Origin of the sequence: Gilvimarinus polysaccharolyticus (assembly GCF_001187555.1) — a bacterium.
GTDB classification, from domain to species: Bacteria; Pseudomonadota; Gammaproteobacteria; order Pseudomonadales; family Cellvibrionaceae; genus Gilvimarinus; species Gilvimarinus polysaccharolyticus.
In genome coordinates, this window is record NZ_LFIJ01000002.1 from 730,222 (window position 1) to 744,471 (window position 14,250).

The following is a 14,250-nucleotide window of genomic DNA, read 5'->3' on the forward strand; positions in this document are numbered from 1 at the left end:
GCGATTTTTATTAGCGTATAAGTGACAGCAATCATGTCGAAGATTTATTGGATTTTACTGGCGGTTATTTGTTGGTTGGTGTTTGTGATCGTACAGATTCCTGCCAGCTGGGGCGGTTATATGATGACCCGCAATGGTGCGTTAGCGCTGACCGGAATCTCTGGCACCGTGTGGCACGGCCGCGCGAGTATGGCATCGATTAGTATTGATGGTCGGGATTATTCGCTGGGCGAGTTGAGCTGGAACTTGCACCCAATGAGTTTGCTTAAGCTTAGCCCTTGCGCGGATATCAGCACGAACCTCGAGCGGCAGCAAGTATCGGGCACCGCTTGTGCAGGCCTGAATAATAAGCTGACACTAAGCAATGCTGATATCAGTGTGCCCGCCTCATTGGTACAAGGCTTGCCTGACAACATAGAGATTGCCGGTCAAGTATCGGCACACATTAAAAGTCTAGAGTTAAAACAACAAACGCTGTTGGCGTTAGCAGGCAACATCAGTTGGAGCGCTGCAAGGCTTAACAACGGTCAACGCTGGCTTAATTTGGGTGCCTTTGCAGCCGAGTTATCGGCCACCGATAGTGGCGCCATTCTTGCCGAGGTCTTCTCTCTTGAAGGCCCAATCGACTTAAAAGGTAACGTGACTATGCCACTTGCGGGGGGGGTAATAATAGACGTTGATTTTACCTTGAGCGATTCATTCAGTACCGATGTGCAAGCTAATCAATGGTTACCCATGATAGCAACACCGCTAGATAATGGCCGGCAACAGATTCAGATGCAGTTATAAAGCAGAGCTTGGTTATTCATTTAAAAGTTAAGGGTGGTTTTATGTTTGCCAGCAGCCAATGCATTGGTCGGTTCGACAAAGAATAGGCGTCGTAAGTGTTCAACCTGTGGCTTAATGTTGTGTTATGTTGGTACTGCGTGCGCGTTATGAAGGTAATGCCGATGCGTTTTTCTTAATGGCATATGTTTGGGCTGATTATAAAGAACCCAGAACTATGCAAGCGAACGGTATTTAATGCTTAACTGAAAATAAGCGACTGAGTTTTGACGTCAATAATAGGCGCAGGAGGCCCTATGCACTTCATGAAGTTTTGGGCTAATGGCACACGTTTAAAAGTCGCGGGCTTGGTTGCGGCGCTGGCAGGTCTATTGATTCTGGTGGTGTGCTTTAGCTTGATGGTGGTGCAAATCCAATCGGCAGCCACCGCCTATCTGGCCGGTCAAAGTACTTGGTCGCGGGCGCAGCTAGGCAGTATTTATGAGTTAGAACGCTACTCCCGTGAAGGAAAATCAGAACAATTAACCCGCGCTCGTCAATGGCTTGCCATTGTGCAGGCCGACCAACGCGCACGTGAAGGGCTTGAGGCCGCGAAGTTAGACCAAGCGCTGGTAACCCAAGCCTTTATTGCCGGTAACAATCACCCCGAAGATATCCCCGCAATGATCTGGCTATTTCGCTGTTGCAGCGAATTGGGCCATTTACAGCATGCTGTAAACGTGTGGCACGAATCCGATGCAAAAATTGCCAGCGTAGAACGTATTGCCGATCGCCTAGAGGAACTGTGGCGATCAGGCAGCCCAGATCAACAAGCTGTCATTTCGCTGCGACAACAACTTAGTGTATTAAACCTTCAGCTTGATCAACTTACCGAACACTTCCGCTCTGCTATGAGTGACGCGGCGCGTTGGATGGCCTACGCTCTTTCGCTTGCGAGTTTGTGCTTTTTATTACTGATGGCATTATTGGCTTGGTGGTTGTGTTGGCTTTTAATGCGCACGCTGCAGGGCTCACAAGAAAGCTTTAGGGCCATATTTGAACAGGCCGAAATCGGCATGATTCAGCTCGATGAGCAAAGTAAAATCATGACGGTTAACCCCGCTATTTGTAAAATGCTTAATTACCCTCGTGAGCAACTCGAAAAAATGTCGCGCACCGAATTGGTGCATCCAGAGGACTGGGAGCTAGGCTTTGAACGGCGCGAGCAAATGCGTGCAGGACATATCGATAGTTACACCCTAGAACAACGTTTGACGAAAGGCAGTGGCGGTACAATTTGGGCGCGCTTAACGTTCTCTCGTATCGCCGGGACTCGTGACCCGAGTGGCGCGCAAGGCCTGAGCTTTATTGCGCTTATTGAAGATGTCTCGGAATCGCGACGCTTATCCGTCGAGTTGAGTTTTCAGGCGACCCACGATGCCCTCACTGGGATTTACAATCGTCGAGCATTCGAGCGACGTCTTTCGATGGTGTTGGCCGAAGCGCGTGCCGAAGGCTTGCAACACGCATTGTTTTTTATCGATCTTGATCAATTCAAAATCATAAATGATACCTCGGGCCACCATGCCGGCGATCGTTTGTTGCAGCAGGTGGTGGACGTGTTGCGCCGTACCTTGCGAGAGCGCGATATGCTGGCGCGTTTGGGGGGCGATGAATTTGGTGTGATATTAGAAAACTGCTCGCTGGCTACCGCCGGTCAAATCGCCGAAAAACTGCGCGATGAGTTACGCAGCATGACGTTTGTGTGGAATGAGCGCAGCTACAATATCACCTGCAGTATAGGCATTGTTTCAATAACCGCAGCCACTCCCGATGCTGGGCATGTCTTGCGCACTGCGGATATCGCCTGTTATTTGGCGAAAGAGCAAGGCCGTAACCGGGTCTATATTTCGGAGGTGGACGATCAGCAGCAATTGGAGCGTCAGGGTGAAATGGAATGGCTTAACCGTATCCGCGCGGCCATCGACGAGAACCGTTTGTTTCTGGATGCACAATTAATAGTTCCTACTCGCCCAGGCTGCGGTGGTTTGCGCTATGAAGTGTTAATAAGGCTTAAGGGTGAGCAAGGCGAGATAGTCCCGCCCGGTGTTTTTCTCCCCGCGGCCGAGCGTTTTGGTGCGGCCTACCCGATTGATCGCTGGGTCATTGAGCATACATTTAGTCAACTGGCAGCGCATCCCAAGCACTTGGCACAGTTAGAATCGTGTCATATTAACCTCTCCGGGGTATCGCTCGATCAGCCCGATTTGTACCAGTTTATTGTCGGCATGCTCGAGCAGTACGCAATTCCGGCCCAAAAAATCTGTTTTGAAGTCACCGAAACGGCAGCGGTTAACAACCTTGCTGAAGCGATTAAACTGATGGAGAAGTTGGGTCAAAAAGGCTGTCATTTTGGTTTAGATGATTTTGGTACGGGCTTGTCGTCGTTTAGTTATCTGCGTCGCTTACCTATTGATGATTTAAAAATCGACGGTGTGTTCGTACGCGATATTGACCGCGATGCAACTGATTTAGCGATGGTGCGTGCCATCAATGAGATCGGCCAGACACTGAATAAAAAAACCATCGCCGAGTTTGTTGAAAACCGAGCTATCTTAGAGCTTCTGACTGAGATGGGGGTCGATTTTGTACAAGGCTTTGGGGTGCATAAACCCTGTCGCTTTAGCCTGTTGTTAGCTACGCCGGACCCTCTTACGCTGGTCCAACAACCGCCCGATTAGCAGTAGCAATAAATCGCCGTAGGGGTGACCTTGAGCGCCTCAATGTTTAGTATGAACGCCCCGTAGGCTGCTAGGTTAACGCGCTGTGTCTTATCTATTAAATCGCATTTGTTGGTCTGCTCGAGCGAGCATCCGCCTAGGTGCTCTATGGGCGGCGCCGCTCTTAGCATTTTTGCTTGTATGCACCGTAAGCCGTACTCACGCGGAGTGGGTCAGTGATGAGCAGGCCATTATGGGTACGCGGGTGAATGTCACCTTGTGGTATAAAGATGCCGCGCGCGCGCGCCAGCTTAGTGCACAAGTTATGACCGAGATGCGGCGCATTGATGCCACTTACAGCCCTTACCAAGACTCGTCTGATTTATCGCAGATGAACCGCGCCGCCGCCAAGCGGCATGCGGCTGATCCGTTACCGATCAGCCCAGAAATGAGCCGGCTGCTGGATAAATCGCTGTACTACGGCCGACTCACCGATGGTGCTTTTGATATCACTTATGCCTCACTGGCGCGCTACTACGATTATCGTGCCGGCAAACAGCCCAGCGATGCGCAGCGGGAGCAACTACTGCCCGCCATTGATTACCACCACGTTAAGCTCGATAACGTCGCTCACACCGTGTACTACAGTCAACCACAGGTGTATGTAGATTTAGGAGGTATTGCCAAAGGCTACGCCGTTGATCGCGCGATAGAGCTATTGCGCAGCGCCGGTGTACAGCACGCCAGTGTGAGTGCTGGGGGCGACAGTCGAGTGCTGGGAGATCGTCGCGGTCGCCCTTGGATGGTGGGCATTAAGCAGCCTCGCGGCGCTGAAGGGGTGGCGATTACAGTGCCGTTAACCGATAGCGCTATCTCGACCTCCGGCGATTACGAGCGCTACTTTATTGGTGCCGAGGGCGAGTGGATACACCATATTATTAACCCACGCACAGGCAAAAGTAGTGGCGAGTTGGCCAGCGTATCTATTATTGGCCCAGACGGCTTTGATACCGATGCGCTCTCGACCAGTGTGTTTGTACTGGGTGCCGATAAAGGCTTGGCGCTTATTAATCAGCTGCCCGCTTTTGATGCGATATTGATTACCCGAGCGGGTAAAGTCCGTTACAGCAACGGGTTAACAGCCCCCGAGTGATACCGCAATCACAGCCACGGGCAGTATAAAGCCTTACAATAACTGCACTTTTACGGTCAATTGATTAAACTTCTTGTATAACAAATAGGCCGTAAGTACAAAACAGGACGCCCCAATGATACAGCGTTACCCCCAGATGCTTTTACGAGGGCTGTTAGTGTGCCTTTTAGCCCTCGCCGCTGTTAGCCAAGCGCAGCCAACCGCGACTGACGACACCGAGGCGCTTAAGCAGCAAGTCTTAGAGCTGAATCGCGATTTGCTTATTTTAGAGGAAGAGCTTTTGTACCCCGCCAATAGCCAAATCGCGGTGTATTTATCGCTGGATGTCGGTGAGTACTTTGCCCTCGATGCGGTTAAAGTCAAAATCGATGATAACTTTGTCGCCAGTGAGCTTTATACCCCAAAGCAAGTGGATGCCCTGCTACGCGGCGGTATCCAAAAGCTGTATTTGGGTAATGTTAAAAGTGGGCAGCATGAAATTAGCGCTTTTTTTACCGGCCTAGGCCCTCAAGGGCAACCTTACAAGCGCGCCGCATCGGTGACGGTAGATAAAACCACCGCGCCTTTAGTGTTGGAATTGCGTATTGTCGACTCCACCAGCAAGCTACAGCCGGTGTTTGATATTAAGCAATGGGAGTTATAACCACCACTGGGCTCTGCGCCCTACTGGCCGCGGCTAGCGCGACGCTCGCGGCTGCGCCCGAGCCCCATCGCGCGGCGCAAGATCTGCGTTATGGCGAGAGCTTGTATCATTACTATACCGGCGACTTGCCACAGGCGTTAAGCGTTTTGCTGCGTGCCGAACACGACGGTGGCATTACCAAACACCAGCACTATCCGCAATTAATGCGTGCCGGTATGTATTTGGCGTACGGTATGGACGATCGAGCCCGCGCCGAGTTTGCGGCCCACCTGGGTCACCATACGTCCGGCCAAGATCATCCGAATCAAAACGTGCCGCAAAAAGTACGCGACACGGCCCACTATTATTTGGCCCAGCTCGACTACCGCGCTGGAGATTACGCCGAAGCGGCCGCTTCGGCCGTTATCATTGGCGACACCTTAAGCGATTCTTTAGGTGATAATCTCGCGCTGCTTAACGCGCACCTTTTAATTAAAGCCGGTCCAGTGCCTAGCTTGCAGGAGGCACAAACCACTCTTAGCCCGCTACAACAAAACCGCGCTTTGGCACTGCTGAACTTGGGCAATGCCGCCGCGCGCGCAGGCGATCCCATCCGTGCACAACATTATTACCAGGCAGGCTTGGCTACCGATTTGCCCGATAGCGCCAGTGGCCTAGATGAGGCCTTGGCGGTGCGTGATAAAACCCTCACTGCGCTTGGTTACAGTTTTTTGCAGCTGGGGGATTACGCCTCGGCCAAGGCTGCGTTTCGCGATGTACGGCTCGATAGCAACCTCGCCAACAGCGCCTTGCTTGGTTACGGTTGGGCCGCCGCCAGTTATCACGATTACGTTTTAGCACTTAAGCCTTGGCAAGCGCTGCGCAACCGCTCGCTGCTAGAGCCCGCAGTGCAAGAAACTCTGTTGGCGGTGCCTTGGGCTTACGAGCAATTAAAGGCACCGCGCTCGGCCCTGATAGCCTACCGTGAATCCGAGCAATTACTTACCGATGAGTTCACCCGCATTAAACACACTCTTGAGAGCCTAGATCGCGAGTTGTTGTTGGCCAGCTTGCGCCGCAATGACCTGCAAGGTGCGCTGCTTACGCAAGGCGATGGTCGTGCGCTACAAAGTTGGCTCACCCTTGATCAAGTGAATGTGTTGGCCAGTGACTCACGTTATTTACAAGAGTTGTTGAAGCGCGATGCACTGCAAGACAGCGCGCAGCAGCTGCGCGATTTACTGCTGCTGCAGGACAAACTTAATCACTGGCAAGTTAAGCTCGATATTTATCGGCAACTAATAGCCGATAAACGCCAGTTACGTGGCGCGCGCGCAGACCAAATTGAACAAACCGATTTACTGCGTCAGCACCAGGCGCTGCGCGAGCAACGCGAGCAGTTGGCCGGCGAGTTAACCCGTATCGCCCGCGAGCAAGACACACTGGCATTAGCTGACCCCGGCATTCGCGCTCAAGCCCGCCGCATTCATCGTGCCCGCACTCATGTTGCAGCCCTTGCCGGTAACGCCAAAGTGCCCGCCAACGCCACCGAGCGTTTAGACTTTTACCAAGGCTTGATCGCCTGGCGCGCGGCGCAAGATTTTGCCGATCAGCAGTGGCGTGCCAATAAAACCCTGGCACAACTGGATAGCGCCTTAGATGAAAGCCGCACTCGCAGTGCTCAAGTGGCTAAAATACTGACCACCGATCCGGATTTGGACGCACAAGTGGCGCGTCTAACGGCGCTGCAATTACGCAACGACGCGCAATTAACGGAACTGAATCAAGCCGTAGCTAGCGCCACCGATACCCTACTTAATGCGATTCGCCAAGGGCTGGTTAGTCACCGCAACCGGCTGCAAGATTACTTGGCACAAGTGCACTTAAGCACCGCCCGCTTGTTTGATGTTGCTTACCGCGCGGCCGATAACGCGGATATAGACGCGCCTAAATTGCCGGAGGTGCAAGAGTGAACCGCTGGCACTTATTGCCGTTGGCTTTAGCTATGGCATCGGCATTAGCGGGTTGTAGCCATAATCCGCTAGACGGGCTGAGCACCTTGGCCGATTTGCCCGAGCCCACGATCCCAGTTGGCGAGCAGATCATAGAGCCGCAAGATTTAGCGCAAATCGAGGCCAACTACCGCGCTGCATTGCAAATGGCGACCAACCCCGAAATGCGCCATCATATTCAGGTGCGCTTGGCTGACTTAGAAATGGCCCGCTCCGAGGCGGCCCAGCAACAAGCGCGCACGTTAACCGCGTTTTTCTCCGAGCCTATCGCCGACTATCGCGCCTTAGTCGACGCCTACCGCGCCAATCCGGCGGCATCGGTCGCCAGCCAGCCAGATGCGCTTTACTACAAACTGTCTAAAGCGTATGCCTTGGATGGCCGCGACGCCGAGGCGGCCGCTACTCTAGATGAGCTGGCGCAGCGGTTTCCCGAGTCGCCTTATATCCACGAGACACAGTTTCGTCGTGCCGAGCGCGCCTTTGCCGCCGGCAACTACTTACACGCCGAGCAGCTCTACCATCAAGTGGCCGTTAGTGAGACGTCGGCGTTTGCCGACAACTCGTTGTATATGGAGGGTTGGTCTGCCTATAAACAAAGTCAGTACGATGTGGCGGTGGTGCGCTTTACCGAGTTGCTTGATAAGAAACTGGCGCAGGCGCGTTTATCCGGTGAGGTGGCCGGTGTCATCGAGCAGATGGGGGCGGCCGATCGTAACCTGATACAAGACACGTTGCGAGTACTGAGCTTTACCTACGCCAATCTCGACGGCCCTCAAACCATTGCCGAGCAGCAGGCCAGTATTGGCACCCGGCCCTATCAGTTTTTGCTCTATCAACAGTTGGGTGAGCTGTACTTAACACAGCAACGCTACCTTGACAGCGCCGACACCTTTGCCCGTTTTGTAAACCACAACCCCGACTCCGATATGGCACCCGATTTCTCTATCCGTGAGATCGAGGTGTATCAAGCTGGTGGGTTTCCGTCACTGGTGCTGCCTGCCAAACGCGCTTACGCTACGCGCTATGGTATTTACAGCCACTACTGGCAGGCCCGCGCGGATCTTAATACGCCGCCCACGGCCATGCAGGCTAAGCAAGTAGTACGCACCCAAAAGCCGCGCAATATGAGCGCCAATGCACTCGATAAGCTGCGTTTGTATCTAGAGCAGTTGGCCCGTCACCACCATAGCGAGGCGCAACGCTTAGAGGGGCTATTGGCCGAGGGGGGGGCAACTGCACCCAGTCGCGCCGATATTAACCGCAGCTTTAGCGAAGCGGCTGACCTGTACTTGGAGTTAGTACTTACCTTTCCGGCCGATAACGCCGTAGCCGAGATGACCTTTTTAATGGCCGAGGCCCTTAATGAGGGGCAGCGCACTATTGATGCGTTGGCCGCCTACGAGAATGTCGCCTTTGCCAAACAGGATGCCAAGTACGGTGCCGAGGCCGGTTACAGTGCGGTATTACTGGCTAGTGAGCTGGTGCAGCGCTCCGAGTCGGGCGAGCTGCTCGAGCCCAGCGCACTGGCAACTCAAGCCGTGCAAAGCAGTGTGTGGCAGTGGCAATGGCGCAAAATTGATACATCCATTAAGTTTGCTGAACTTTATCCCGCCGACCCACGCGCTATTACCGTACTCACCCAAACGGCGCCCGAGTTGTTGTATCAGGGCGATTTAGTGCGTGCCGCCGAGATTGCTCAGCAAGTTATTGTTTGGCAGCCTACCGCCTCGGGTGATCTGCTCTACACCGCCTGGCTGACTTTGGGCCACGCCCAGTTTGAGCAAGAGCTTTATCTAGAGGCCGAAACTGCTTATTGGCGCGCGCTAGATTTGCATCCGCAATATGGTCAACAACCCGGCTCGCCCAGTGCCCGCGAATTGCGCGAGCGTATTGCTGCCAGCTTGTATCAGCAGGCCCAGACCCAGCTGATAGCCGGCAATAGCAACGCGGCAATTGATTTATTGCTGCGCATTTATACCGAGCTGCCGGGCAGTAACATCGCCAGCCAAGCACTGTTTGATGCCGGCCACGCGGCACAAATGGCCGCCGATTGGGGCCGCGCCGAAAGCCTACTTAACGAGTTTGCGGTCAATTACCCTAGCCACGAGTTAAACGCTCGCTTACCGGCCAAACTGATAGTCATTTACGAGGCTATGGGTAATTGGGGCGCGGCCGCTGATCTATTAAGTGCGCAGGCCAATAGCAGTCAAGACCCCGAGCAGGCGAGGCAATCGCTTATTACCGCCGCCGAGTACTACGTTAAAGCGGACAACTGGGAGGCGGCGCGTGACCATTACCGCCAATATGCTCACAGCTACCCTTTGCCTGTGGCCGAGCTACTTGAGGTCGAGCAGCGTTTAGTCGAGCTGTATAGCGAGAAAGGCGATATTAACAGCCGTAATTTTTGGTTGGCACGGGTCATTAACAGCGCCCGCAAAGCCCCTAGCGATCGCAGTCACTACTTGGCGGCCAGCGCCGCCACTACTTTGGCCGAGGCGCCGTATCAACGCTTTAGTCAGTTGCGCCTAACCCTGCCGATCAAAAACAGTTTGGCAAAAAAACGTGACGCCTTAGATAAAGCACTTAAGGCGCAACAGCGAGTGTTGGATTTTAAAGTGGCCGACTTTACCACCCGCGCCAACTTTTATATTGGCGAGATTTACCTGCAACTGGCACAAGATTTAATGGACTCTGAGCGGCCCGATAATCTCAATATGTTAGAGCTTGAGCAGTACGATATTTTGCTCGAAGAGCAGGCATACCCGTTTGAAGAAAAAGCCATCGAATTGCACGAGGCCAATGCCCAGCGCGCCTGGGGCGGGCTGTACGACGATTGGGTAAAAGCCAGTTTAAAATCGTTAGCGGGTATCTTGTCGGCGCGCTACAACAAAAATGAATTCACTATAGAGGCCGCCGATGAGATTCGTTAAAGCTGCAGCCGTGCAGTGGTTGCTGTGGGTTATTATGGCGATAGGCTTGATCGGTTGCGCCAGTCAGCCATCGGCGCCCCCCACTCACCCAGACGACGCCGAGATTGTTGCCGGACAAGTTGCAGAGCCGGCTCCAGTACCGGCGCTGTTGCCGTCAGGGTCTATTACCCAAAACCCTTACCTTACTGCTCCGGCGCCCGCCATTAGCGCGCAAACGCAAACTCAGTTTAAGCGCGCGCGCAAACAAATGGATCAGCAGCAATGGGGCGAGGCCCGTCACACATTACAGACGTTGGTGGCTCAATCGCCCAACTTATCGGGCCCTTGGCTAAACCTTGGTATCGTTTGGCTGCACCTCGAGGCGCCGGGCCAAGCGCGCGCCGCGTTTGAGCGAGCTCTGGCGGCCAACGCGCTTAACGTGGATGCCTACAATCAACTGGCCGCGCTAGAGCGCCGCGCCGGCGATTTTGCCAAAGCCGATGCTCTTTATGCTGACGCGCTTAGTGTGTGGCCGCACTCGGCTGATACCCACTGTAATCGAGGTATTCTGTACGATCTGTATATGGGTCGTTGGCCAGATGCCTTAGCCCACTACCAAGCCTGCCGTTATTTACGCGAGCAACAAACTGGCGCCGTTGATAATACTGTTAACGGTTGGGTCATTGACCTTGAGCGGCGTATCGCCGCACGTGAGGCAAACAAATGAAGCTGATATTAAGCGGCGCTGTTAGCGGTTTTTTAGCCTTTGCAGCTGGTGCTCAGGCGCAAGACAATGTGCGTTTAGAAAGTATTATTACCGGCAACCAAGAGCAGCCCCAAGTTTTGTATTTGGTGCCTTGGCAAACACCTGCCAGTCCCACGCTTAAGTACGATGTGATCAACAATCAATCGGTTGCGGTGTTTGAGCATTTAGAGCGTTCGGAGTTGTTGCGCGAGCTAAAATATTTACCCCCGTTGACGGCGCAAAGCTCGGCTGAGGTGAGCGAGCCAAGTTCAGCCGCGCCCGCGCAACAATCAGCAGCACAGGCGCAAACGACACAACAAGCGTCACAATCGGCACCGTAAAAATCAGGCATAATACTTGGCGCCTGGTTACTCGCGTAGCGTCACAATAGCGCTCAGAGTACACTTAGCGTTTTACTCATAAACAACCAGCGGCATTTGTAAGGTAGATAACTATGGATTTTTTCTCGACAATAGTGCGCTTTTTTCAAAACGGCGGGGCATTTATGTACCCCATCGCTATTGTGTTGGTGATTGGCTTGGTCATCGCGGTTGAGCGCTTTGTGGTTCTAAGCCAAGCTAAGCGCGCCAACCAAAAAGCCTTTGGCCGAGTCATGCCGCTGTTAAAAAAACGCGACTATCAAGCTGTGGTTAATATGGGTCGCGCCGATGACGCTCCCATTGCTCGTATTGTGGCCGCCGGCGTATCGCGTATAGGCGGCACCGGTGGCCGCGACGAGATCGAGCTGGCAATGGAAGAGGGGGTGCTAGAGGCCATGCCACGACTAGAAAAGCGCACGCCTTACTTGGCAACGCTGGCCAATATCGCCACCTTGCTGGGCTTGTTGGGTACTATTATCGGTCTTATCGCCGCCTTTACCGCTGTGGCCGAGGCAGACCCGGCCGAGAAAGCCACGCTTTTGTCTAACAGTATCTCGGTGGCCATGAACACCACCGCTTTTGGTTTGATCTCTGCCATCCCGTTGTTACTGTTTCACGCCATGCTGCAAACCAAAACCACAGAGCTGGTCGACTCATTAGAGATGACCGGTGTACGTTGCTTAAACTTGCTAACCAATACCACTCGCCCTGCGGCGCCTAAAGCCAACCCAAACGCATAAGGGAAGACCATGCGCTTCAGAAGGCGACGCCATAACGAGGATGCCGAGCTCAACATTACCTCCTTTATGAATCTAATGATTGTATTGGTGCCGGTACTGTTGCTTAGCATGGTGTTCTCGCGCATTACAGTGCTGGAGTTGAATCTGCCGGATTCAGAAAAATCCAGCGCGTCCGACGACGATCAAGAAAAGCTCGATTTTCTTGAGGTGGTGATTTACCCCGATTACCTAGGTGTCAATCATCCTGCGGGAAACCGCGCCGCTAGCGTGTGCACCAAAGACGATGGCAGTTACGATTTTGAGCTGCTATCAGAAACCTTACAGCAAATTAAAATTCGTTTAGAAGATAGTTACCAAATAGAAAAAGATGACATCGTGATTCTTGCGCAACCCGATACCGACTACCAAACCATCGTTAGCACTATGGACACCGTACGCTCATATAAGGCTGTGGTGGCCGCAGAGCTGGTCAATGCGGTGCTGTTTCCGGAGGTATCACTGGGTGATGCACCGGTTAACGATCCGCTGATTGATAAAGAAAATATTTCTTGCCTAGCGGGTGTTGGGGGTGAAACATGAAGCAATCACTGCGCGCCAAACGTATGGCAAAACACCATCGCCGTAACAAGAGCGCGCCTAAGTTAAACCTTGTCTCACTGATGGATATTTTCACCATCCTCGTATTCTTCTTGCTGGTTAACTCCTCCGATGTTGAGGTGCTCACCAACGACAAGGCCATCGAACTGCCCGCCTCGGTCGCCGATACCGTACCCGATACCACTGTGGTGGTAAAAGTAAACAACACACAAATCTTGGTGGGTGGTCGCGTTATTGTTAGCGATATTGGAAAAAATACGTCTGCCGCCGATGATGAGAATAAAAATATCATCGCCGCGCTGGCAACAGAGCTGGAATACTTGGCCGCACGCGCCCGTCCCTTGACCGAGGAGCAAATAAAAACCGGTCGATCCATCACCATTATGGGCGATAAAGCGATCCCCTACACTTTATTAAAGCGCATTATGAATACCTGTGCCCAAGCGGGTTATCGCGACATCTCATTGGCGGTACATAAAACCGCCAGCTCAGATGACGAGCCCGATGAAGCCACCACAGGAACCAATCAATAATATGGCTCTGCCTAACGCCAGCAACAGCTCTCACAATAACGCCAATAGTTACCAACTGTTTGGCCAAGGCCAAACCGATGATAAACGGTTTATAAAATGGGTGGCTGCCGGGCTGTTAGTCTTTGCACTTATTGGTATGGTCGTCCCGTTAATTAACCTGTCCGAAATAAAGCGTGAAGAAAAAGCTAAAATACCGCCGCAACTTGCGCGTGTCTTACTTGAAAAAGAAGAGATCAAACAACCTGAACCCGAACCCACGCCAGAGCCGGAAAAAGAACCCGAACCTGAGCCTGTAAAAGCGCCCGACGTTGAACCTGAACCTGAAATTGAACCAGAGCCTGAAGTTGAGCCGGAGCCGGTAACACAAGTCGATCAAGCGCGAGAAAAAGCTAACATTAGTGGTGTGCTGCAATTTAAAGATACGCTTGCCGATATGCGTGAGGCGATTGATGTTGAAGCGGTTGCTAGCGACGAAATTACTCGCGGCCAAGCCGAGGCCGCGCGCACCGAACGCAATTTAATTACCAGTGGCGCCGAATCGGACAGTGGCGGTATTAACACCTCAAGCCTGTCAAAAGATACCGGCGGTGTGGCGTTATCAAGCCGCGAGACGACCCAAGTGGAAAGCGCATTGGGCGGCGCCGACGCTACCGCCAGTACCGCGCAAAGCACACGTAAAGCCGGCGAGCGCAGCGATGAAGAAATCCGCAGTGTCATGAGTCAGCATGCCAGTGCACTCGATCGCTATTACCGTCGCGCTCTACGTGATAACCCGGCGCTGCAGGGTAAAGTAGTACTGAAACTTGTGATTAACCCCGATGGCTCATTGGCATCAGTGAGCATTGTTAGCTCGGATTTGCGTGATGCGGCGTTGGAGTCAAAAGTATTGGCGCGAATTAAATTGATCAGCTTTGCGCCGCGAACAGATGTTGTAGTTACAACACGAGACTATACTTTGAGCTTTTTGCCGCAACTTTAGTTTGCGGTTTTGTTGTCATTCAGTTTGATCGAAAAGCTCCTGTACATAAACTGTGGCTAAAAACAGCGTTATGTTTCTGTGATGTTCAAAGCCAG

General features: G+C 52.8%; 12 protein-coding genes. All 12 read left to right on the plus strand.

Going from position 1 to position 14,250, the window contains the following annotated elements; all coding sequences use genetic code 11:
• The first annotated feature begins 33 nt into the window (after window positions 1-33).
• The 12 genes from GILYN3_RS11750 (at window position 34) to GILYN3_RS16670 (ending at window position 14,155) form a co-directional block, all read left to right on the plus strand.
• Window positions 34-789 carry a type II secretion system protein N gene (locus tag GILYN3_RS11750; protein ID WP_049723157.1) on the plus strand — a complete coding sequence of 252 codons (756 nt, stop codon included), beginning with the start codon at window positions 34-36 and terminating at the stop codon, window positions 787-789.
• Window positions 790-1,082: 293 nt separating this feature from the next.
• Window positions 1,083-3,506, plus strand: coding sequence for a putative bifunctional diguanylate cyclase/phosphodiesterase (locus GILYN3_RS11755; RefSeq protein WP_157484927.1), 2,424 nt, complete (start codon window positions 1,083-1,085; stop codon window positions 3,504-3,506).
• Between the two features lie 232 nt (window positions 3,507-3,738).
• Window positions 3,739-4,638, plus strand: a complete 900-nt coding sequence (locus tag GILYN3_RS11760) for an FAD:protein FMN transferase (RefSeq protein ID WP_084005541.1) — start codon at window positions 3,739-3,741, stop codon at window positions 4,636-4,638.
• A 115-nt stretch (window positions 4,639-4,753) separates the two neighbouring features.
• Complete coding sequence (locus GILYN3_RS11765) at window positions 4,754-5,281, plus strand: hypothetical protein (protein WP_049723160.1); 528 nt, start codon at window positions 4,754-4,756, stop codon at window positions 5,279-5,281.
• Window positions 5,269-7,233 carry a hypothetical protein gene (locus tag GILYN3_RS11770; protein ID WP_049723161.1) on the plus strand — a complete coding sequence of 655 codons (1,965 nt, stop codon included), beginning with the start codon at window positions 5,269-5,271 and terminating at the stop codon, window positions 7,231-7,233. Before GILYN3_RS11765 ends, GILYN3_RS11770 begins: the two co-directional genes overlap by 13 nt.
• On the plus strand, window positions 7,230-10,202 hold the full coding sequence (locus GILYN3_RS11775) for a tetratricopeptide repeat protein (RefSeq protein WP_049723162.1): 2,973 nt from the start codon (window positions 7,230-7,232) through the stop codon (window positions 10,200-10,202). Before GILYN3_RS11770 ends, GILYN3_RS11775 begins: the two co-directional genes overlap by 4 nt.
• A complete protein-coding gene (locus GILYN3_RS11780; protein ID WP_049723163.1) occupies window positions 10,189-10,908 on the plus strand; it encodes a tetratricopeptide repeat protein in 720 nt (239 codons plus the stop codon). The genes GILYN3_RS11775 and GILYN3_RS11780 overlap by 14 nt, the downstream gene beginning before the upstream one ends.
• A complete protein-coding gene (locus tag GILYN3_RS11785; RefSeq protein WP_049723164.1) occupies window positions 10,905-11,267 on the plus strand; it encodes a hypothetical protein in 363 nt (120 codons plus the stop codon). Before GILYN3_RS11780 ends, GILYN3_RS11785 begins: the two co-directional genes overlap by 4 nt.
• A 113-nt stretch (window positions 11,268-11,380) precedes the next feature.
• On the plus strand, window positions 11,381-12,046 hold the full coding sequence (locus GILYN3_RS11790) for a MotA/TolQ/ExbB proton channel family protein (RefSeq protein WP_049723165.1): 666 nt from the start codon (window positions 11,381-11,383) through the stop codon (window positions 12,044-12,046).
• 9 nt (window positions 12,047-12,055) lie between these two features.
• Complete coding sequence (locus GILYN3_RS11795; protein WP_049723166.1) at window positions 12,056-12,625, plus strand: ExbD/TolR family protein; 570 nt, start codon at window positions 12,056-12,058, stop codon at window positions 12,623-12,625.
• Window positions 12,622-13,176, plus strand: a complete 555-nt coding sequence (locus tag GILYN3_RS11800; RefSeq protein ID WP_049723167.1) for an ExbD/TolR family protein — start codon at window positions 12,622-12,624, stop codon at window positions 13,174-13,176. The genes GILYN3_RS11795 and GILYN3_RS11800 overlap by 4 nt, the downstream gene beginning before the upstream one ends.
• Window positions 13,148-14,155: an AgmX/PglI C-terminal domain-containing protein gene (locus GILYN3_RS16670; RefSeq protein WP_232305583.1), complete on the plus strand. Its 1,008-nt coding sequence runs from the start codon at window positions 13,148-13,150 to the stop codon at window positions 14,153-14,155. The genes GILYN3_RS11800 and GILYN3_RS16670 overlap by 29 nt, the downstream gene beginning before the upstream one ends.
• Window positions 14,156-14,250 lie beyond the last annotated feature (95 nt).

Bases quoted from the DNA above. Each gene is read 5' to 3' on its own strand.
- GILYN3_RS11765 (WP_049723160.1), top strand. From the start codon at position 4,754: ATGATACAGCGTTACCCCCAGATGCTTTTACGAGGGCTGTTAGTGTGC.
- GILYN3_RS11755 (WP_157484927.1), top strand. From the start codon at position 1,083: ATGCACTTCATGAAGTTTTGGGCTAATGGCACACGTTTAAAAGTCGCG.
- GILYN3_RS11785 (WP_049723164.1), top strand. From the start codon at position 10,905: ATGAAGCTGATATTAAGCGGCGCTGTTAGCGGTTTTTTAGCCTTTGCA.
- GILYN3_RS11770 (WP_049723161.1), top strand. From the start codon at position 5,269: ATGGGAGTTATAACCACCACTGGGCTCTGCGCCCTACTGGCCGCGGCT.
- GILYN3_RS11750 (WP_049723157.1), top strand. From the start codon at position 34: ATGTCGAAGATTTATTGGATTTTACTGGCGGTTATTTGTTGGTTGGTG.
- GILYN3_RS11790 (WP_049723165.1), top strand. From the start codon at position 11,381: ATGGATTTTTTCTCGACAATAGTGCGCTTTTTTCAAAACGGCGGGGCA.
- GILYN3_RS11795 (WP_049723166.1), top strand. From the start codon at position 12,056: ATGCGCTTCAGAAGGCGACGCCATAACGAGGATGCCGAGCTCAACATT.
- GILYN3_RS11760 (WP_084005541.1), top strand. From the start codon at position 3,739: ATGGGTACGCGGGTGAATGTCACCTTGTGGTATAAAGATGCCGCGCGC.
- GILYN3_RS16670 (WP_232305583.1), top strand. From the start codon at position 13,148: ATGAAGCCACCACAGGAACCAATCAATAATATGGCTCTGCCTAACGCC.
- GILYN3_RS11780 (WP_049723163.1), top strand. From the start codon at position 10,189: ATGAGATTCGTTAAAGCTGCAGCCGTGCAGTGGTTGCTGTGGGTTATT.
- GILYN3_RS11800 (WP_049723167.1), top strand. From the start codon at position 12,622: ATGAAGCAATCACTGCGCGCCAAACGTATGGCAAAACACCATCGCCGT.